Below are 19,974 nucleotides of genomic sequence, written 5' to 3'. Positions count from 1 at the left end.
GTATCCGTCGCATCTGTCGGGCGGTCAGCAGCAGCGTGTCGCGATCGCGCGGGCGCTGGCGATGCATCCGGACGTGATGTTGTTCGACGAGCCGACGTCGGCGCTCGATCCGGAGCTGGTCGGTGAAGTGCTGAAGGTGATGCAGAAGCTGGCCGAGGAGGGGCGCACGATGATCGTCGTCACGCACGAGATGGGTTTTGCGCGCAACGTGTCGAACCACGTGATGTTCCTGCATCAGGGGCGGACCGAGGAAGAGGGCGATCCGAAGGAGGTGCTGGTGCGTCCGCAGAGCGAGCGTCTGAAGCAGTTCCTGTCGGGCAGTCTCAAGTAACGCGAAGGGCGGGTTTCATACGTGGTCCCGGTGTCTCGTCCCGCAGGCGCCACCCGCACGACGCAGGTGGCGATCGTTGCATTGCCGCCCGTGTCGATGTCGGGTGTGGGTCCGATCGTCGATGCGTTGCATCTCGCGAACGAGATCGACGGCCGCTTGCTGTATCGCTGGCAGGTGTGTTCGTGGGACGGGCGGCCGGTGCCGCTCGCCGGCGGCGCGCAGTGGCATGCCGATGCGGCGTTCAACGATGCGATCGCGTGCGACTGGCTGATCGTCGTGTCGGAGCGGTTTCAGCAGTTTGCCGACTATCGGCTGTTTCTCGCGAGCCTCGCGCGGGTCGGGCAGCGCACGCCCGTCGTTACGGGGATTCACCACGGCGTGTGGTGGCTCGCGATGGCCGGGCAGCTTTCCGGATATCGCGTGAGCGTGAACTGGGAGACGTATCAGCAGTTCGCCGAACAGTTCGAGCGGTCGATCGTCACGCAGCAGATCTTCGAGATCGATCGCGATCGGGCGACCTGTGCCGGCGGGCAGGCGACCGTCGATTTCATGCTGGCCATGATCGGCCGGGAACATGGGGCGGATCTTGCCGAGCGGATTGCCGATGCGCTTGGCGCCGGCACGCTGCGCAGCGGCGAGGAGCGGCAGCGGATTCCTTTCGTGACCGCGCCGGGCGAGCGGCATCCTCGGCTCAACGACGCGTTGCTGCTCATGGAGGCCAATGTCGAGGATCCGCTTACTACCGATGAAATCGCCGGGCTTGTCGGCGTATCGCGGCGGCAGCTCGAAAGACTCTTTCGGCAGTATCTCGGGGCGATGCCCTCCAAGTATTACCTCAACCTCAGATTGCTCAAGGCAAGGACGCAGTTGCAGCGGACCAGCAAGTCGGTGGTTCAGGTCAGTCTCGCTTGCGGGTTTTCTTCTGCCGCGCATTTTTCCAATGCTTACCGAGAGAGGTTTGGCGTCACGCCTCGGGAAGATCGGCGGGCCTGGCTCGAGAAGCAAACCGGCGGCGGGAGCGAGCCTCGCGGGGGTGCGCTAGTCGAGCGTGGCGGGAAGGATTGACTCTGTTTTGGCTGGTGCGCTTTTTTTCGTGACGCACCTGTGAGCGTGTCGGTCTATTAGCGTCGCCCCTGCGCGGGGCGGCGGTTACTTTTCTTTGTCTTGCCAAAGAAAAGTAACCAAAAGAAAGGCGCCCGGACAACGCATGACTTCCCGGTGCCATAGCCCGCCCAGTGGCCCTCGCCTAAGTGTCCGCGCCGGAGAGCGTGTAGTAGTCGGTGCGGCAGATGCCCGTGGTCTTCACTTCGATCAGCACTTCACCGGCGCGCGGGCCTTCCAGATCAACTTCTTCGCTCGTCAACGGCGCGTCGGCTTTCCATGCGATGGCCGCTTTGGTCTTCATCTTTCCTCGTCGATAGGACAACGGCTGTGTTGGCCGAGGATCTCCTGTCGATCCCTGAGGGAGGCCCGCGTACCACATGCATTGGAGCAAATGCAGTGCAAGGTGGCGAATCCCTTCCGTGAATGTTCCGTCGCGCGTCACGGCGCGGGTGTGGGTGTGAGTGTAGTCAGCCGGCCGGCGGATTGTCGCTGAGCAGCGCGACGAGCCTCCTGATGTCGGCGCGCTCGGATTTCGCGTTGGCCACGAAGGCGCAGTAGGGATGGCCCAGTCGAAGAGGCACTGAAGACAATGCAATCAGACGGCCCGCTTCGAGGTCGGCGCGTGCCATGACCCGCTGGCCGAGCGCCACGCCCAGACCTAATCTCGCCGACGTGATCGCCAGGCTCGACAGTCCGACCCGGCGCCCGCGTGAAGCGTCGGGATGGGTGTTGCCTCCGGACTTCGCGAACCAGTCGCTCCAGGTTGGATGCGAGGCGTAATTCGGCCCCCAGTTGGTGTGGATGAACATGCTCTCGTGCAGCAACGCCAGGTCGAAGTCGTGGTTGCCGTGCTTGTACCAGAAGTCCGGCGCGCAAACAGGCAGAACCTCATCATGGACAAGCGGGATAGCCGTGAGCGTCGGATAGTGATAGTCGCCGTAGCTGATCCTGAGATCGATATCCTGACGCACCATGTCGACGGGATCGTCTTCGACCCGGATATCGATCGCTATTTGCGGAAAGAGCTGGAGAAGTTCGGCCAGTTTGGGCGCGAGCCATGTTTCCGCCAGCGAGGCCGGCACGCTGACGGCGAGTCGCATGCGCAACTCGCCCTCGAGAATGCGCACCGTCATCGCGGCGATATCGTTCAGCGCGCGAGCGGTCTGCGGGTAGATGGCGAGCCCGGCATCGGTCAGCGTGATGCGATTGCCGGTTCGAACAAAAAGCTGTTTGCCCAGATATGCCTCGAGGTTGCGAACCTGCTGGCTCACCGCCGCAGCCGACACGCCGAGTTCAGTCGCCGCCAGCGCGAACGCGCCCATCCGCGCGGCCACCTCGAACGCCTTGACCGCGTTCAGCGGGGGAAGTCTTGACATCTCACGTCTCCAGCGAAAGATTTTCTGTCGTCAGACTAACAATTTGTGCCGTTGAAGGAAAGATTTGTTCACGGTACCTTGCTTTCTCACTATCTGAGGAGGCGACAATGCGGCACGTTTTGAACCTTGAGCGGTACCCGTTGGATCGAGTCGGAAGCGCTGAATGGCAGGCGCTGGTCGACCGTTCCATTGCCGATCTGGCAGAGAACGGCATGTTCAATCTGGAAGGATTGCTGCTGCCCGGTGTGGCGGAACAGGCGGTCGCCGAGATTCAGCCTGTCATGGATACGAAGTCTCATGTTCACAAGCGCCTGCACAACATCTACTTCAAGCCGGAGATTCCGGAACTCGATGCGGGCCACCCCGCGCTTCGCCAGGTCGAAACCGTCAGCCACACCGTGTGTGCCGACCAGATTCCCGCGAGCGTCGTGCTGGCGATCTACGAGTACGAACCGCTTGTCCAGTTTCTGGCCGCGACCATGGGCAAGCGCGCGCTGCACGTGATGCAGGATCCACTGGCGCGCGTGAACGTCATGTCGTACCGAGAGGGCGAGACGTTGAACTGGCACTTCGACCGGTCCGAATTCACGACCACGTTGTTGTTGCAGGAGCCGGAAGCGGGTGGAGAATTCGAATACCGCTCCGATCTTCGCGCAGACGACGATCCGAACTATGACGGTGTCGCCAGGCTTCTCGAAGGACGCGACCCGAATGTCAAAAGCCTCAGGCTCACGGCCGGCAACCTGAACGTGTTCAGAGGCAAGAATACGGCGCATCGTGTCACGAGCGTGCGCGGCAACCGCGAGCGGATGATCGCGGTGTTCTCCTACTATGAGAAATCCGGTGTGATGTTCAGCGACGAAGAGAAGCTCGGTTTTTACGGACGCGCGGCCTGATGATCGCCCAATTCGTCACGCAATGAACTGAGCAAATGAGGCCGGCAGTGTGAGGTTGAAAATAAGTATCACGAATTATTTTTGAATAATTATCCAGCGGAGGTAGACAATGGTTTTCAAGCGAGGAATGCTGACTGCGTTAGCCGTGTGGGGCGCGACGGCGATGTTGAGCACGACGGCGGATGCGAAGGAGTGGACATCGGTCACCATCGCCACCGAAGGGGCATATGCGCCGTGGAACATCACGTTGCCGGGTGGAAAACTCGGTGGCTTCGAGCCTGAACTGATGCAGAATCTGTGCGCGCGCATCAGGATGGAGTGCAAGCTGGTTGCGCAGGACTGGGACGCGATGATTCCAGGCCTGCGGGCGGGTAAATTCGATGTATTGATGGACGCGATCATGATCACGCCCGAGCGTGAGAAGGTGGTCGCGTTTTCGCATCCCTACGCATTGACGCCAGGTGCTTTTGTCTCGGCCGATCCGAAGTTGCTGTCCGGTGTCGGCAGCCCGGCAGACGTGCTCAAACTGACCGGTGACCCGGCAGCGGATAAATCCGCCATTGACCGGCTGCGTGCGGCTTTGAAGGGAAGAGCCATCGGGATCCAGACTGGTACGGCCTACACCGATTTCATCAACAAGAACTTCAAAGACATCGCGACCATCCGTGAATACAAGAAGTCGCCCGAACGCGATCTCGATCTCGCGGCTGGCCGAATCGATGTCTCGTTCGACGACGTAAGTTATTTCTCCACGGTCCTGCAGCAACCGGAGAACAAGTCGCTTGCGTTTGTCGGGCCGAAGATTGGCGGGACGATCTGGGGACCGGGCGAGGCACTCGCGTTCCGTCAAGGCGACGCTGATCTCAAAGCAAAGTTCGACGCCGCGCTTGCCGCCGCACTCGCCGACGGCACCGTGAAAAGGCTGTCGGAGAAATGGTTCAAGACCAATATCAATCCGTGATGGTTTGAAATTCTCGAGGTGGTGCAGTGCAGCCGGCATTGCACTGCTCAAACTTGCCGCGTATATCGGGCCAATCAATCAGGTATTCTAATTATAAGTATGGAGACATCAATGAAAAAGAAAGTCCTCACGGTTGGATTGTTCGTGATGCTTTCGCCTGTTGCGTACGCGCAAAGTTCGGTATCCCTTTACGGGATTATCGACGAGGGCTTCAATTACACAACGAATACCGGGGGAGCGCACGCATACGAGATGGCGAGCGGCTACGCGGCAGGCAGCCGTTGGGGAGTCAACGGCAAGGAGGATCTTGGCGGCGGGCTCACCGCGCTCTTTACGCTTGAGAACGGATTCGACCTCAATACCGGACGCGCCAACCAGGGTGGACGGATGTTTGGCCGACAGGCGTACGTTGGGGCGCAAAGCGACAAGCTGGGTAGTCTGACGCTGGGTCGTCAGTACGATTCCGTCGTGGACTACCTTGCGCCGCTTACGGCGAACGGCGGGTACTCGGGATACCTCTTTGCCCATCCCTACGACAACGACAACACGGACAACTCGTTTCGCGTCAGCAACTCGGTGAAGTACGCCAGCCCGAATATCGGGGGCCTCACGTTTGGCGGCGTCTATGGTTTCAGCAATGCCGCAGGCGCATTCGCGAACAACCGGCTGTACAGCATTGGCGCGGCCTATAGCGCCGGTCCGGTGTCGCTGGGCGCGGCCTATATGGATATCGACAATGTCGGCGGCAATGGCGTCGGCGCGGTTGCGGCGAACGACGCGAGTTTTTTCGCGGGGCACCAGCGAACCTATGGGGCAGGGCTCAGCTACGTGATTGCCAGCGCAACACTGGGTTTTGTCTACAGTCACACGTCGCTGGATTCACCTGCCGGCAATGGCTATCTGACGCCAGGAACTTTTCCGGCGGGTGTGAAGGTCGGCTCGCTGCACTTTGACAACTTCGAGTTCAACGTGAAATACGACTTCACGCCGGCGTTTTTCGCACAGGCCATGTATACGTACACGCTCGGCAAGTACGAGGGCAGCAACGGCAGTGCGCGACCCAAATGGCACCAGGTCGGCCTGATGCTCGACTACAGCCTCTCGAAACGCACGGACATCTATCTTCAGGGCGCGTTCCAACAGGTTGCGGATGGCAATACAGGCACGTTTCTGGATCAGGCGTTTATCACTGGTGCGGACAATTCGTCGTCGTCGAACCGGCAATTCATCAGCCGCGTCGCGCTGCGGCATTCGTTCTGATCAGGTGTACGGCAGGATCTACCGAACGAAGCCGGCAGGCCCTGCCGCATGACCTGCGAACTCGGCCTCTGCGCCGTGGCCCGGTCGATGCGCGCACCACCAAGGCTGGCGGCGGCGCGAGCATCTCGCGTGGCGTATCGCGCACCGTGCCGAGAGGTGGCCGCGCAAATTCGGACAGTCGGGTAAGTGGAATGCCCGGGGCCTGAGCCAGCGATAATGCAGGCAAGGGAACCGGAAAGGTGACGAAGAGAACCCGACGGACGCACTCAGCGGCGTTCAAGGCGAAAGTGGCCCAGGCGGCGGTCAAGCGCGAGCGGACGCTGGCCGAACTGGCGCAGCAGTTCGAGGGGCACCCGAACCCGATCACGTTTGGTGTGTCGTTCGTGCGGACCTTCGTGGAGGGATCAGGCGTGACTTACCCCGCTGTGTTTTTTTGCGATGGCTTCGTCACGCCAATAGACGGGGTAGTCTCCTGATCCGTCGCCGGTGCAGACACCCGGTAGCTCGCCGCTTGCATCGAGTAGGCCGGAATGGATGCGGCCGTCTGCCGTCTCGATGTAGTAGGGATAACCCTCCGGGCCGTCGGGCGTACGGCCGCGAGTCGTCGCCTCGATCTGCTCATCAAATGTGCCTTTCTTGAGCGACGCGACACCGCCCGTTGCCGTGCGGCTCGAAACGACTTCCCCGAGAGCCTTTCGCCCATCATCACACCACGCTTGATCTGCAAGTCATTGTTTCCCCCTCTCGGAAAGCCACAATCGCAATCGCGCGCCGTAAGGGGGCATCTCGATATTGCTCGAGATGGTGAGGTCGCATTGGGTACGCTGCTTACGCACAAGGTTCGCGTTATTGCTTGCGGGGGCTATAGCTGCTTGATCGAGTGCGCTGCCCCGAGGGGGAGGCGTCCCTGTCGGCCGAGCGAAGCGAGGACGGAGCTAGCGGGCGGTATACCGCTCCGCGGGGTGGCGAGCGGTGTCAGAACCATTGCTCGAACCACTCCGGGTTCTGTCCTGGCGCGGACACTTAGGCGAGGGCCACTCCGATTGCCACGGCACCGGGAAGTCATGCGTTGTCCGAGCGCCTTTCTTTTGGTTACTTTTCTTTGGCAAGACAAAGAAAAGTAACCGCCGCCCCGCGCAGGGGCGACGCTAATAGACCGACACGCTCACAGGTGCTTCACGAAAAAGCAAGCGCCCCACCCAAGCGACCCCAAATAAAACGAACGACAAAAAACCAAGCCCGCCCCACCGGGAGGGCAAAATAGACCGAAGAAAACCGCTTCCGATAGAACCCGTCGCAATTCCGCAAGACGCTTGCGCCACCCTTACCTAAACTTGATCCTGTTGAACCCTCTTACGAAACCGAAAGGAACGACCATGACGACCTCGACCGTGACCCGCCAGACATTCGACGAAGTGATGGTGCCGGTATTCTCTCCCGCGCCGTACGTGCCGGACCGTGCAGAGGGCTCCCGCGTGTGGGACACGGCCGGCCGCGAATATGTGGATTTCGCCTGCGGCATCGCAGTGACGTCGCTGGGCCACGGCCACCCGGAACTGCTGAAGGTCCTGGACGAACAAGGCCGCAAGCTCTGGCACATCGGCAACGGCTACACGAACGAGCCGGTGCTGCGCCTCGCGAAACGCCTCGAATCGCTGACCTTCGCCGACCGCGCATTCTTCGCGAACTCGGGCGCGGAAGCGAACGAAGCCGCCCTGAAGCTCGCACGCCGCGTCGCATTCGAACGCCACGGCGCCGACAAATACGAAATCGTGTCGTTCGTCCAGTCGTTCCACGGCCGCACGTTCTTCACGGTCAGCGTCGGCGGCCAGCCGAAGTACTCGGAAGGCTTCGGCCCGGTGCCGGCCGGCATCAAGCACCTGCCGTTCAACGACATCGAAGCCGCCAAGGCCGCGATCGGCCCGCAAACCTGCGCGGTGATCGTCGAACCGGTGCAGGGCGAAGGCGGCGTGATCCCGGCCGATCCGGCCTTCCTGAAGGCACTGCGCGAAGCGTGCGACGCCAACGGCGCACTGCTGATCTTCGACGAAGTGCAAACGGGCGTCGGCCGCACGGGCCAGTTCTACGCATACATGGACACGGGCGTCACGCCGGACATCCTCACGACCGCGAAGGCGCTCGGCAACGGCTTCCCGATCGGCGCGATGCTGACGACGAACGAACTGGCCGCGCACTTCAAGGTCGGCGTGCACGGCACGACGTACGGCGGCAACCCGCTCGCGTCGGCGATCGCGGACAAGGTCGTCGAACTGATCGGCGACCCGGCACTGCTCGAAGGCGTGCGCGAACGCAGCGTGCGACTGAAGGGCGCGCTGGAACGCATCAACGCACGCTTCGGCATCTTCAAGGACATCCGCGGCAAGGGCCTCCTGGTCGGCGCGGAACTCACCGCCGCATTCGACGGCCGCGCGAAGGACTTCGTCACCGCCGCCGCCGAGAACGGCCTGATCATGCTGATCGCGGGCCCGAACGTGCTGCGCTTCGTTCCGTCGCTCGTGATCCCGTTCGACCTGCTCGACGAAGGCATGAAGCGCTTCGAGAAGGCAGTCGAGCAGGTGCTCGCGGCCCAGGAAGCCACCGCGCGCTGATCGGCGCACCCATCGCAGACAGGAACGACGATGCTATTTGTTCGCCCCGGCAAACTCACGGATCTCGATGCGCTCGCGCACATGGCGCGCACCGCGCAGCCGGTCCTGCACTCGCTGCCGCACGACCGCGCGGCGCTCGAAGCGCGCGTGGCGCTCTCCGAGGATTCGTTTCGCGCGGACGTCGACTTCGCCGGCGAGGAGTTCTACCTCTTCGTGCTCGAGGATTCGTCGACGGGCAAGCTGCTCGGCACGGCGAGCATCGTGGCCGCGGCCGGCTACTCGGAACCGTTCTACGCGTTCCGCAACGACGCACTGATCCACGCGTCGCGCGAGCTGCACGTGAACCGCAAGATCCACGCGCTCACGATGTCGCACGAGCTGACCGGCAAGAGCCGGCTGGCGGGCTTCTATGTCGATCCGTCGCTGCGCGGCGACGCGGCCGCGCACCTGATCTCGCGTGCGCGGATGATGTACATCGCCGCGAACCGCCGCCGCTTCACGCCGGAAGTGTTCACGCTGCTGCTCGGCGTGAGCGACGGCACGGGCGCATCGCCGTTCTGGGAAGCGGTGGGCCGCAAGTTCTTCGGCCGCAACTTCACCGACGTCGACATCGCGTCGGGCGGCCGCAGCCGCACGTTCATCGCGGAAGTGATGCCGGCGTATCCGCTCTATGTGCCGCTGCTGCCGGAAGCCGCGCAGCGCGTGCTCGGCGAGCCGAACGAAACGGCGCTGCTCGCGTACGACATCCACCTCGAGGAAGGCTTCGAGCCGGACCGCTTCGTCGACATCTTCGACGCGGGCCCGGTGCTGACCGCGCAGGTCGACCGCACGGCATGCGTGAAGCACGGCGCGGAACGCACCGTGCGCGAGGCGGCGCGGCAGCAGGGCGACGTCGCGTACATGGTGTCGACCGGCAGCGGCGAATCGTTCCGCTGCGTGCTGGCCGACCTGCCGGGCGACACGGCCGACGCGCCGCTGGCCGGCGACGTGCGCGCGGCGCTCGATGTGAAGGATGGCGATGTCGTGCGCTGCGTGCCGCTGCACCGCCGCGACGATGAAGAGATGAAGGGAGACGCAGCATGATCGTCGTTCGGGTCGTACAAACGGGCGACGTCGACGCGCTCGTGTCGCTCGCGAAGGAAACCGGGCCGGGCCTGACCACGTTCAAGCCCGACCGCGACGCGCTCGCCGCGCGCATCGAACGCACGCGCCGCACGCTCGAGGGCGGGGCCGCGCCGGGCGAGGCCGGCTACTTCTTCGTGATGGAAGAATCGAAGACGGGCGACATCGCGGGCGTGTGCGGAATCGAGACGCAGGTCGGCCTCGAACAGCCGTTCTACAACTATCGCGTGAGCACGGTCGTGCACGCGAGCCAGGAGCTCGGGGTGTGGACGCGGATGTCCGCGCTGAACATCTCGCACGACCTGACGGGCTACGCGGAAGTGTGCTCGCTGTTCCTGAGCCCGCGCTATCGCACGGGCGGCGTCGGCGGCCTGCTGTCGCGCTCGCGCTTCATGTTCATCGCGCAGTTCCGCGACCGTTTCCCGGAACGCATCTGCGCGGAACTGCGCGGCCACTTCGACGAGGACGGCACGTCGCCGTTCTGGCGCGCGGTCGGTTCGCACTTCTACCAGATCGATTTCAATGCAGCGGATTACCTCAGCTCGCACGGCCGCAAGTCGTTCCTCGCGGAGCTGATGCCGCGCTATCCGGTGTACGTCGACCTGCTGCCGCAGGATGCGCAGGACGCGGTCGGCCTCACGCACCGCGACACGCTGCCGGCCCGCAAGATGCTCGAGGCGGAAGGGTTGCGCTACCAGAATCACGTCGACATCTTCGACGCGGGCCCGGTGCTCGAATGCCACGTCAACGACCTGCGCACGGTGCGCGAGAGCGTCGTCGTGCCGGTCGCGATCGGCGTGCCGGACGTGCGTGACGACGCGCCGAAGTCGCTCGTGTCGAATACGTCGCTCAGCGATTTCCGCGTGGGCGTCGCGCCGGGCGTGGTCGCGAACGGTGCGTTCGTGCTGTCGGCCGACGATGCCGCCGCGCTCGACGTGAAGGCCGGCGATCCGGTGCGCGTGCTGCCGCTCAAAGTCAAACAGGGATAAACGAATCATGACGGAACTCTTCATCGACGGCACCTGGGTCGCAGGCTCGGGCCCCGTCTTCGCTTCGCGCAACCCCGGCACCCACGAGATCGCATGGCGGGGCGACAGCGCATCGGCGGCCGACGTCGACCGTGCGGTCGCGAGCGCGCGCCGCGCGTTCGCCGGCTGGTCGGCGCTCGAATTCGACGCGCGCTGCGCGATCGTCAAGCGCTTCGCGGCGCTGCTCACCGAGCGCAAGGAAGCGATCGCCACCGCGATCGGCCGCGAGACGGGCAAGCCGCTGTGGGAAGCCCGCACCGAAGTCGCGGCGATGGCCGCGAAGGTCGGCATCTCGATCCAGGCCTACCAGGAACGTACCGGCGAGAAGCGCCAGGACATGGCCGACGGCGTCGCGGTGCTGCGCCATCGTCCGCACGGCGTCGTCGCGGTGTTCGGCCCGTACAACTTCCCCGGCCACTTGCCGAACGGCCATATCGTGCCGGCGCTGATCGCGGGCAACACGGTCGTGTTCAAGCCGTCCGAGCTCGCACCGGGCGTCGCGCGCGCGACGGTCGAGGTGTGGCAGGAAGCCGGGCTGCCGGCCGGCGTGCTGAACCTCGTGCAGGGCGAGAAGGACACGGGCATCGCGCTCGCGAATCACCGGCAGATCGACGGGCTGTTCTTCACCGGCAGCTCGGATACCGGCACGCTGCTGCACAAGCAGTTCGGCGGCCGTCCGGAAATCGTGCTCGCGCTCGAGATGGGCGGCAACAACCCGCTCGTGATCGGCGAAGTCGAGGACATCGACGCGGCCGTGCATCACACGATCCAGTCGGCGTTCCTGTCGGCCGGCCAGCGCTGCACGTGCGCACGCCGCATCTTCGTGCCGCAGGGCGCGTTCGGCGACCGCTTCCTCGCACGCTTCGCCGACGTCACGTCGAGGATCACGGCCGACGTGTTCGATGCCGATCCGCAGCCGTTCATGGGCGCGGTGATCTCGGCACGCGCGGCCGCGAAGCTCGTCGACGCGCAGTCGCGCCTGGTCGAGCAGGGCGCGCAGCCGATCATCGCGATGACGCAGCGCGATCCGCGCCTGGGTTTCGTGAACGCGTCGATCATCGACGTGACCGGCGTGGCGAACCTGCCCGACGAAGAGCACTTCGGCCCGCTCGCGCAGATCGTCCGCTACGCGACGTTCGACGAAGCGATCGAGCGCGCGAACGACACGGCGTTCGGCCTGTCCGCCGGCCTGCTGGCCGACGACGCGCACGCATGGGAGCACTTCCGCCGCACGATCCGTGCGGGGATCGTCAACTGGAACCGCCCGACCAACGGCGCCTCGTCCGCCGCGCCGTTCGGCGGCACGGGCCGCTCGGGCAACCATCGGCCGAGCGCGTACTACGCGGCCGACTATTGCGCGTATCCGATGGCGTCGGTGGAAAGCACCGAACTGACCTTGCCCGCGAGCCTGTCGCCGGGCCTGCATTTCTGATCGAGGGAACGACGATGAACGCACAAGAAGCCAATTTCGACGGACTCGTCGGCCCGACCCACAACTATGCCGGGCTGTCGTTCGGCAACGTGGCGTCGCTCAACAACGAGAAGTCGGCCGCGAACCCGAAGGCCGCCGCGAAGCAGGGGCTGCGCAAGATGAAGCAGCTTGCGGATCTCGGCTTCGCGCAAGGCGTGCTGCCGCCGCAGGAGCGCCCGTCGCTGCGCCTGTTGCGCGAGCTCGGCTTCTCCGGCAAGGACGCGGACGTGATCGCGAAGGCCGCGAAGCAGGCGCCCGAACTGCTCGCCGCGGCGAGCTCGGCGTCGGCGATGTGGACCGCGAACGCGGCGACCGTCAGCCCGTCGGCCGACACGAGCGACGGCCGCGTGCACTTCACGCCGGCCAACCTGTGCAGCAAGCTGCATCGCGCGATCGAGCACGAAGCGACGCGCCGCACGCTGTCGACGCTGTTCGCCGATCCCGCGCACTTCGCGGTGCACGAGGCGCTGACGGGCACGCCGGCACTCGGCGACGAGGGCGCGGCGAACCATACGCGCTTTTGCGCCGAATACGGCCAGCCGGGCGTCGAGTTCTTCGTGTACGGCCGTGCGGAATACCGCCGCGGCCCGGAGCCGAAGCGCTTCCCGGCGCGCCAGACCTTCGAGGCGAGCCGCGCGGTCGCGCATCGCCACGGTCTCGCCGAAACGGCGACGGTCTATGCGCAGCAGGATCCGGACGTGATCGATGCGGGCGTGTTCCACAACGACGTGATCTCGGTCGGCAACCGCGACACGCTGTTCACGCACGAGCGCGCGTTCGTCAACAAGCAGGCGATCTACGACACGCTGACGGCCACGCTCGACGCGCGCGGCGCGCGGCTGAACGTGATCGAGGTGCCCGATGCGGCCGTGAGCGTGAACGACGCCGTGACGTCGTATCTGTTCAACAGCCAGCTGCTGTCGCGCGCGGACGGCTCGCAGGTGCTCGTCGTGCCGCAGGAGTGCCGCGAGAACGCGAACGTCGCCGCCTATCTCGACCAGCTCGCGGCCGGCAACGGCCCGATCCGCGACGTGCTCGTGTTCGACCTGCGCGAAAGCATGAAGAACGGCGGCGGCCCCGCGTGCCTGCGCCTGCGCGTCGTGCTGAACGACGCCGAGCGTGCGGCGGTCACGTCGAACGTGTGGATCAACGACACGCTGTTCGCATCGCTCGACGCGTGGATCGAAAAGCACTACCGCGACCGTCTCGCACCGGAAGACCTCGCCGATCCGACGCTGCTCGACGAATCGCGCACGGCGCTCGACGAGCTCACGCAGATCCTGCGCGTCGGGTCGCTGTATGACTTCCAGCGCTGAGTCCCGCATGTCGGCCGCCGCGCTGCTCGACGACTTCCTCGGGTTCACGCTCGCGGGCGACGCGCCGGCCGTGACGGACGGCACGTGCGCGAACGGTGCGGTGCGCTGGCAATGGCTCGGCGACGGGCTGCTCGAACTCGAACCGGCGCGTGACGCGGCAGGGCGCGCGAGCGTGCTCGTGTCGGCCGGCGTGCATGGCGACGAGACCGCGCCGATCGAGCTGCTGTCGATGCTCGTGCGCGATCTCGCGGCGGGCACGCTGCCGCTCGCGTGCCGGCTGCTCGTCGTGCTCGGCAACGTGCCGGCGATGCGCGCGGGCGAGCGCTATCTCGACGACGACCTGAACCGCCTGTTCAGCGGCCGTCACGCGCAAGTGCCGACGAGCCGCGAAGCGCCGCGCGCGGTGCAGCTCGAAGCGGCGGCCGCCGCGTTCTTCGCGGCCGCACCGGCGGGCGGTGCGCGCTGGCACGTCGACATGCACACGGCGATCCGCGCATCGGTGTTCGAGCAGTTCGCGCTGCTGCCGCACACGGGCACGCCGCCGACCCGCGCGATGGTCGAATGGCTTGGCGACGCGCGCATCGCGGCCGTGCTGCTGCATACCGCGAAGGGCAACACGTATTCGCATTACACGGCCGAGCACTGCGGCGCGCTCGCATGCACGCTCGAACTCGGCAAGGTGCGGCCGTTCGGCCAGAACGATCTGTCGCGCTTCGCGCCGGCGGACCGTGCGGTGCGCAAGCTCGTGTCGGGCGCACCGCGTGACGTCGATGCTCGGGGCGGCCATCCGCCGTTGCCGCGCGTGTTCACCGTGATCGACCAGATCACGAAGCAGAGCGACGCGCTCGAGCTGTTCGTCGCGGCCGACGTCGCGAACTTCACAGCGTTCGCGCGCGGCACCGTGCTCGCGCAGGATGGCGATTACCGCTATACGGTGCAGCACGACGAGGAGCGCATCGTGTTTCCGAATCCGACCGTGAAGCCGGGCTTGCGCGCGGGCCTGCTCGTCGTCGACACGACGCGCGACACGCTTGCCACGCTCATCTGAACGGTGACCGGTTGCGCGCGGCGACGGTGTCCGCAGCCCGCGCATCGTCCCTCGGCATCCCCATTTGCGTTGACGCCCGCATGCCGCGCAGACGGCCCGCGCGTCGCGCTTGCGTATTTGCGACATCGTCTTGCAAGTTCGACGGCGCATCCGGCCGTCGTCGCGCACGCAGTGCAGCATCGTGTGTCGGCGGTCGCTTTGCCGTATCGGGCCGTGCGGATTGGTACAATCGCGGCCTTGCGGCTGTTGCGCCGCATCAAGGCGCGGCATCGGCATTGTCGTTGTCATCCGACCCTGCAATGATGCAAGCGCCCGTAGTTCCGGAACATTCGAGTATCGAGGAGAACACCTGATGAAGTTGGATTGGCGTAAAGTGGCCGCGCACGCGGTAGTGGCGGCATCGGCCGTGGCGGCAGGCAGCGCGATGGCGGCGGATCCGAAGGAGATCCGGTTCGGCGTCGAGGCCTCGTACGCGCCGTTCGAATACAAGACGCCCGACGGCAAGCTGACCGGCTTCGACATCGACATCGGCAACGCGGTGTGCGCGAAGCTGAAGACGAAGTGCGTGTGGGTCGAGAACGACTTCGACGGCCTGATCCCCGCGCTGCAGGCGCGCAAGTTCGACGCGATCAACTCGGACATGACGATCACCGACCAGCGCAAGCACGCGATCGCGTTCACCGATCCGATCTACACGATCCCGAACCAGCTGATCGCGAAGCAGGGCAGCGGCATGCAGCCGACTCCGCAGGCGCTGAAGGGCAAGCGCGTCGGGGTGCTGCAGGGCACGATCCAGGAAGCGTACGCGAAGAAGAAGTGGGCGCCGGCCGGCGTCGAAGTCGTGCCGTACCAGACGCAGGACCTGGCCTACGCCGACCTGAAGTCGGGCCGTCTCGACGCGACGTTCCAGGATTCGGAAGCGGGCTCGAAGGGCTTCCTGTCGAAGCCGCAAGGCCAGGGCTTCGGCTTCGCCGGCGGCACGGTCAGCGATGCCGAGATCCTCGGCTCGGGCGTCGGCTTCGGCCTGCGCAAGAACGACGCGGCGCTGAAGACCGCGCTCGATCAGGCGCTGAAGGAACTGAAGGCCGACGGCACGATCGACAACCTCGCGAAGAAGTACTTCAGCGTGCCGGTCACGCTCAAGTAAGCGTTTCGATCCGTCGTCCATGCAACCGGCCGCTTTCGCGGCCGGTTTGCTTTTGGGGCGCGGCTTGTCGCTGCTTGCCGCCGCTTGCGTTATGCGGGGAAGAACCGCCCCAGTTCGCGCGCGAGCTCGTTGAGCACGCTCATCTCCTGCTGCGTGATCTTGCGCGCGGGCTGCGCGCCGGCCCAGTCGCCGTACAGCAGGCCGACGGTCGTCGTGCCGACGCGCACCGGCAGCAGCACGAACGCGCGCGTGTCGGGCAGTGTGTCGAGATACCACGCGGGCAGGCGCTTCACCATCTTCGGGTCCTGCGCCTGCTCGATGAAGATGCCGACCGAGTTCGTGATCGCGAGATGGAACACGTCCGGCTCGAAGCGCTCGTCGAAGCACAGCCGGTCGAGCGCCGCATCGACGTCCGGGCCGAAGCCGAGGCGCGCGGCGAATGCGCCGTCCTCCCGGCGCACGAACATCACGGTGCGCGTGAACGCAAGGCCCGCGAGCAGGCTTTCCGACGCGAGCGCGAGCACCGGCGTCAGCACGTGCTCGGACGGCAGCGCGCGCAGGTCCGCGAGGCCGGCCTCGAGACATGCCTCGGGATCGGGCTGCGCCCGCGCGATCGCGTCGGCGTTCGCGCGCAGCTCGACGATCTCGCGCATCACGGTGTCGCTTGCTTCCTCGCAGGCGAGCCGGTCGGCGATCGCCACCAGCGCGTCGGTGTCGATGTCCAGCGCTTGCCCGTAGTGCTGCGCGAGCACCGCGATGTGCGCGTCGCGCTGCGGCCCCGCGGGCATCGCGAGCGCACCGGCGACATCGGTCGAGCAGCGGCTCACCGCGCGCAGCCAGCGTACGCGGTCGGAGCTGTCGTCGGCGCACGCGTCACGGGGCCGCTGGCGGTCGTCGCGATCGTCGTCCTCGTCGAGGCTGGCGGCGTGCGCGGCACGGCCGTCGCCGTCGGCCATCCCGGCGCGGATCACGTCGGGCAGCCGCCAGCTCGCGGCGGCCTCGAGGCCGATCTCGTCGAAGCCGACGCCGAGCACGTCGATGCACGCGGCCGCATCGTCGCCGTCCAGCTCGGCGGCGCGGCGACGGATCCGGTCCCATTCGCTGTCGAGGTAGCAGACCACCAGCAGCTTGCCGACCTGGCGCATCAGCGTGCAGACGACGGCTTCCTCGCCGCCGCGCAGCTCCGCATGCTCGGTGAGCTTGCGGGCGACGCAGCCGGACAGCAGCGCGCGGTTCAGCTCGAGCTTCGCGTCGATGCGGCGCGGCGTGCTGTGGTGGAAATGGTCGACGAGCTTCAGCCCGACGACGAGATGGCCGACCGTGTCCATGCCGAGCACCATCAGCGCTCGTGTGACGGTCGTGATGTTGCCGCCGAACGCCATGTACATCGCGGAATTGGCGAGCCGCAGGACTTTCTGCGTGAGCGCGAAATCCGACAGCACGACGCGCACGAGCGCGGTGAAGTCGAGGTCGTCGTTCTTCATCGCGGCCATCGTCGCGCGCAGCGATTCCGACAGCAGCGGGAAGTCGCCCCGTTCGTTCATCCGGGCCCACAGCTTGTCGAGCAGCGCCGTGCGGGGCAGGTGTGCGGTGATTGACATACGGATCTATCCGGTTCGCCGCGCGTGTCAGGCGGCGTGCAGGCGCAACTGCTGCGCCTCGAAGCGCCGTGCGAGTTCCTCGGACGGCAGCGCCTGACACACGAGCCAGCCCTGGATGTGGTTGCAGCCCATCTCGGTCAGCAGTTCGCGCTGCGCCTCGGTCTCGACGCCTTCCGCGACCAGCTCGAGATCGAGCGTCTGCGCGAGGCCGACCACCGCCGACACGATCGCGCGGTCGTTGCGCGACGTCAGCAGGTTCTCGACGAAGCTGCGGTCGATCTTCAGCTTCGCGAGCGGGAAGCGCTGCAGGTAGGCGAGGCTCGAATAGCCGGTACCGAAATCGTCGATCGCGAAGCGGATGCCGAGCTCGGTCAGCTCCTCGAGCAGCCCCTTCGCCTGCACGGGATCGTGCATCAGCAGGCTTTCGGTGATTTCCAGCACAATGCGGCGCGGGTCGATGCCCGTCAGCGCGATCGCCTCGCGCACGCTCTGCGTGAAACGCGGGTCGCGGAACTGCTGCGGCGACACGTTGACCGCCACATATTGCAGCGCGAGCCCCTGGCGATCCCAGGCGACGAGCTGCATGCAGGCGGCCTTGAGGACCCAGTTGCCGAGATAGTTGATCAGGCCGATCGATTCGGCGAGCGGAATGAAGGTCGCGGGCGGCACGAGGCCGTGCACCGGATGACGCCAGCGGATCAGCGCCTCGACGCCGTCCACCGCACCCGACTGGCTGCGCGTGATCGGCTGGAAGTGGAGCGAGAACTCGCCGTTGCGCACGCCGTCGTACAGGTCGGCTTCGAGCTTGAGCCGCTCGGCGTCGGCCGGATCGTCGACCGGCGCGTGAAACGCAAGCGCGTTGCCGCCCGATGCCTTCGCCTGCGCGAGCGCGTGGTCGGCGCGGCGCAGCAGCGGGCTGTGATGTTGCGCGCGATGTGGCGCGGCCCGTTCGTCCGGGTACACGGCGATGCCGATGCTCGCGGACAGGTGGACGGTCTGCCCCTGGTACACGTAAGGTTCGCGCACCGCGGCCTGCAGCCGGCGTGCGAGCGCGTCCGCGGCGTCGCTCGCGCGCGTGCGGTCCGGTGCGGTGAACACGACGGCGAACTTGTCGCTCGCGACGCGCGCGAGCTGCTCGCCGGGCGCGACGAGCGCCTGCAGCCGCTGCGCGGTGTCGCGCAGCAGCGTGTCGCCCGCGTCGTAGCCGAGCGCGCGGTTGATACGCTGGTAGTCGTCGAGGTCGAGCAGCAGCAGCGCCGCGCAGGTGCCGCTTTCGTCGGCGGCCTGCTGCGCGCGCATCAGCGCGGGCACGAGCGCGGACAGGTTGTCGAGCCCCGTCATCGGATCGTGGTGCATCTCGTAGGTCAGGCGGGCCTCGAGCGCACGCCAGGCCGACACGTCGAACGCCGCGATCGCGAAGCCGTCGACGCCGTGGTGGCGGCTCTTGAACGCCCGGATCTCGACGTCGAGCGGGTAGGTGAGCGACTTGACGATGCACATCGTCGCCTTCTCGACCTGGCCGGAACGCGCGGCGCGCGCAAGCAGGCCTTCGAGCGTCGCGGTATCCTGTTCCGCGATCAGGTCGCGCAACGTCAGCGTGTGCAGGTAGTCGCGGTGATAACCGATGAAGCGCAGGCTCGCGTCGGACACGTACAGAAAGCGCAGCTCGCGGTCGACATGGGCGAGGAAATCCACCGTGCCGACCGTCTGTTCCAGCCAGTTGCGCACGGTGTCGTCGCGGCGCGGCGCGCCGGCGCGCGCAGGCATCAGCGCGCCGCCCGACCAGGCGAAGCGGCGCAGCGTATGCAAGGCATTGCGCCAGGAGCCCTTGCGTGGCGTCTGTTTCCTGTTGGCTTCCATGTGTCTCGCTGACGTGAAGGGCTGGAACCGGTTGTCCGGAAGGAATAACGGCAGGCCGCGCGGAATCTTTAACCGACCGGCCGCGGCTGGCGCGGCCGCTCGACCGGGTCGTGCACGCTGGCGTTCGACAGGCGAACGCCAGCGTGGCCTACATCGAGGCTGACTTTATAAGAAATGAGGACGCAGATGAAGCGAAAACTGTTGGTGGGCGCCGCGGCGGCGCTGCTGGTGGCCGGCCACGCGCGGGTCGCGCAGGCGGAACTGAAGCCGGGTGCCGCGGCACCCGACTTTACGACGCAGGCGTCGCTGGGCGGCAAGACTTACACGTACTCGCTGGCCGATGCGCTGAAGCACGGGCCGGTCGTGCTGTACTTCTACCCGGCCGCGTTCACGAAGGGTTGCACCATCGAGGCGCACGCGTTCGCGGACGCGGTCGATCGTTACAAGGCTTACGGCGCGACGGTGATCGGCGTATCCGCCGACAACATCGACACGCTGACGAAGTTTTCGGTGAGCGAGTGCCGCAGCAAGTTCCCGGTCGCGGCCGATCCGGACGCGAAGATCATCCGCGAATACGACGCGAAGCTGCCCGCGCTCGATCGCGCGAACCGCGTGTCTTACGTGATTTCGCCGGAAGGGAAGGTGTTGTACGAATATACGAGCCTGTCGCCCGACAAGCATGTCGAGAACACGCTCGGCGCGGTGAAGGCGTGGGCCGACGCGCATCCGAAGCAGTAAGCCGCTGAGGCAGTAAGCCCACTGAGGCAGTAAGCCCGCTGAGGCAGTAAGCCGGCTGAGGCAGTAAGCCGGCTGAGGCAGTAAGCCCGCAGTAAAGCGGCCCGCA

At 65.7% G+C, this 19,974-nt stretch carries 16 protein-coding genes and 2 pseudogenes; 14 read left to right on the top strand and 4 right to left on the bottom strand.

The annotated features are described in order from the left end of the window. A partial coding sequence (locus U5771_RS29390; RefSeq protein WP_322027221.1) for an ATP-binding cassette domain-containing protein occupies positions 1–331 on the top strand: 331 nt, incomplete at its 5' end. A gap of 21 nt (positions 332–352) precedes the next feature. Then, positions 353–1,396 carry a GlxA family transcriptional regulator gene (locus tag U5771_RS29385; protein ID WP_322027220.1) on the top strand — a complete coding sequence of 348 codons (1,044 nt, stop codon included), beginning with the start codon at positions 353–355 and terminating at the stop codon, positions 1,394–1,396. Positions 1,397–1,583: 187 nt separating this feature from the next. Here U5771_RS29385 and U5771_RS29380 read toward each other — a convergent pair. Beyond that, positions 1,584–1,736, bottom strand: a pseudogene (locus U5771_RS29380) (S-(hydroxymethyl)glutathione dehydrogenase); the annotation flags it as partial. 166 nt (positions 1,737–1,902) lie between these two features. Next, entirely contained in the window at positions 1,903–2,811 is a 909-nt protein-coding gene (locus U5771_RS29375; protein ID WP_322027219.1) for a LysR substrate-binding domain-containing protein, read from the bottom strand. A 107-nt stretch (positions 2,812–2,918) separates the two neighbouring features. Here U5771_RS29375 and U5771_RS29370 point away from each other — a divergent pair, with 107 nt between their 5' ends. The 11 genes and pseudogenes from U5771_RS29370 (at position 2,919) to U5771_RS29320 (ending at position 15,669) form a co-directional block, all read left to right on the top strand. Continuing rightward, entirely contained in the window at positions 2,919–3,707 is a 789-nt protein-coding gene (locus U5771_RS29370; RefSeq protein WP_322027218.1) for a hypothetical protein, read from the top strand. 109 nt (positions 3,708–3,816) lie between these two features. Further along, positions 3,817–4,668, top strand: a complete 852-nt coding sequence (locus U5771_RS29365; RefSeq protein ID WP_415859446.1) for a transporter substrate-binding domain-containing protein — start codon at positions 3,817–3,819, stop codon at positions 4,666–4,668. A gap of 111 nt (positions 4,669–4,779) precedes the next feature. Next, positions 4,780–5,928: a porin gene (locus U5771_RS29360; protein ID WP_322027217.1), complete on the top strand. Its 1,149-nt coding sequence runs from the start codon at positions 4,780–4,782 to the stop codon at positions 5,926–5,928. 239 nt (positions 5,929–6,167) lie between these two features. Next, positions 6,168–6,296, top strand: a pseudogene (locus U5771_RS29355) (IS3 family transposase); the annotation flags it as partial. Between the two features lie 1,008 nt (positions 6,297–7,304). Continuing rightward, positions 7,305–8,537 (top strand): aspartate aminotransferase family protein, encoded by a 1,233-nt coding sequence (locus U5771_RS29350; RefSeq protein ID WP_322027216.1) that lies wholly within the window; start codon positions 7,305–7,307, stop codon positions 8,535–8,537. Between the two features lie 30 nt (positions 8,538–8,567). Further along, positions 8,568–9,620 (top strand): arginine/ornithine succinyltransferase subunit alpha, encoded by a 1,053-nt coding sequence (aruF, locus tag U5771_RS29345; RefSeq protein ID WP_322027215.1) that lies wholly within the window; start codon positions 8,568–8,570, stop codon positions 9,618–9,620. After that, positions 9,617–10,648, top strand: a complete 1,032-nt coding sequence (astA, locus tag U5771_RS29340; RefSeq protein WP_322027214.1) for an arginine N-succinyltransferase — start codon at positions 9,617–9,619, stop codon at positions 10,646–10,648. The genes aruF and astA overlap by 4 nt, the downstream gene beginning before the upstream one ends. Positions 10,649–10,655: 7 nt before the next feature. Next, positions 10,656–12,119: a succinylglutamate-semialdehyde dehydrogenase gene (gene astD, locus U5771_RS29335; RefSeq protein ID WP_322027213.1), complete on the top strand. Its 1,464-nt coding sequence runs from the start codon at positions 10,656–10,658 to the stop codon at positions 12,117–12,119. Between the two features lie 14 nt (positions 12,120–12,133). Continuing rightward, entirely contained in the window at positions 12,134–13,474 is a 1,341-nt protein-coding gene (gene astB, locus U5771_RS29330) for an N-succinylarginine dihydrolase (RefSeq protein WP_121860453.1), read from the top strand. 7 nt (positions 13,475–13,481) lie between these two features. Next, entirely contained in the window at positions 13,482–14,522 is a 1,041-nt protein-coding gene (gene astE, locus U5771_RS29325; protein WP_322027224.1) for a succinylglutamate desuccinylase, read from the top strand. A 352-nt stretch (positions 14,523–14,874) separates the two neighbouring features. Then, positions 14,875–15,669 carry an ABC transporter substrate-binding protein gene (locus U5771_RS29320; protein ID WP_322027212.1) on the top strand — a complete coding sequence of 265 codons (795 nt, stop codon included), beginning with the start codon at positions 14,875–14,877 and terminating at the stop codon, positions 15,667–15,669. Positions 15,670–15,758: 89 nt separating this feature from the next. Here the strand turns inward: U5771_RS29320 and U5771_RS29315 are convergent, their stop codons facing one another. Further along, the gene (locus tag U5771_RS29315; RefSeq protein WP_322027211.1) at positions 15,759–17,270 is read right to left on the bottom strand and encodes an HDOD domain-containing protein; all 1,512 of its coding nucleotides are present in this window, start codon (positions 17,268–17,270) and stop codon (positions 15,759–15,761) included. 27 nt (positions 17,271–17,297) lie between these two features. Next, on the bottom strand, positions 17,298–19,037 hold the full coding sequence (gene cdpA / locus U5771_RS29310; protein ID WP_322027223.1) for a cyclic di-GMP phosphodiesterase CdpA: 1,740 nt from the start codon (positions 19,035–19,037) through the stop codon (positions 17,298–17,300). 279 nt (positions 19,038–19,316) lie between these two features. Between cdpA and U5771_RS29305 the strand changes: the two genes are divergently transcribed. Continuing rightward, positions 19,317–19,868, top strand: a complete 552-nt coding sequence (locus U5771_RS29305; RefSeq protein ID WP_322027210.1) for a peroxiredoxin — start codon at positions 19,317–19,319, stop codon at positions 19,866–19,868. The last annotated feature ends 106 nt before the right edge of the window (positions 19,869–19,974 follow it).

This window comes from Burkholderia sp. BCC1977 (assembly GCF_905339595.1).
In the GTDB taxonomy this organism is placed as follows: domain Bacteria; phylum Pseudomonadota; class Gammaproteobacteria; order Burkholderiales; family Burkholderiaceae; genus Burkholderia.
This window is presented reverse-complemented; position numbering and strand designations above follow the sequence as displayed.

Coding starts and splice junctions, on each gene's coding strand:
- astE (WP_322027224.1), top strand. CDS start 13,482: ATGTCGGCCGCCGCGCTGCTCGACGACTTCCTCGGGTTCACGCTCGCG.
- U5771_RS29365 (WP_415859446.1), top strand. CDS start 3,817: ATGGTTTTCAAGCGAGGAATGCTGACTGCGTTAGCCGTGTGGGGCGCG.
- U5771_RS29370 (WP_322027218.1), top strand. CDS start 2,919: ATGCGGCACGTTTTGAACCTTGAGCGGTACCCGTTGGATCGAGTCGGA.
- U5771_RS29375 (WP_322027219.1), bottom strand. CDS start 2,811: ATGTCAAGACTTCCCCCGCTGAACGCGGTCAAGGCGTTCGAGGTGGCC.
- U5771_RS29360 (WP_322027217.1), top strand. CDS start 4,780: ATGAAAAAGAAAGTCCTCACGGTTGGATTGTTCGTGATGCTTTCGCCT.
- U5771_RS29320 (WP_322027212.1), top strand. CDS start 14,875: ATGAAGTTGGATTGGCGTAAAGTGGCCGCGCACGCGGTAGTGGCGGCA.
- cdpA (WP_322027223.1), bottom strand. CDS start 19,037: ATGCCTGCGCGCGCCGGCGCGCCGCGCCGCGACGACACCGTGCGCAAC.
- astB (WP_121860453.1), top strand. CDS start 12,134: ATGAACGCACAAGAAGCCAATTTCGACGGACTCGTCGGCCCGACCCAC.
- U5771_RS29305 (WP_322027210.1), top strand. CDS start 19,317: ATGAAGCGAAAACTGTTGGTGGGCGCCGCGGCGGCGCTGCTGGTGGCC.
- astD (WP_322027213.1), top strand. CDS start 10,656: ATGACGGAACTCTTCATCGACGGCACCTGGGTCGCAGGCTCGGGCCCC.
- U5771_RS29350 (WP_322027216.1), top strand. CDS start 7,305: ATGACGACCTCGACCGTGACCCGCCAGACATTCGACGAAGTGATGGTG.
- astA (WP_322027214.1), top strand. CDS start 9,617: ATGATCGTCGTTCGGGTCGTACAAACGGGCGACGTCGACGCGCTCGTG.
- U5771_RS29315 (WP_322027211.1), bottom strand. CDS start 17,270: ATGTCAATCACCGCACACCTGCCCCGCACGGCGCTGCTCGACAAGCTG.
- aruF (WP_322027215.1), top strand. CDS start 8,568: ATGCTATTTGTTCGCCCCGGCAAACTCACGGATCTCGATGCGCTCGCG.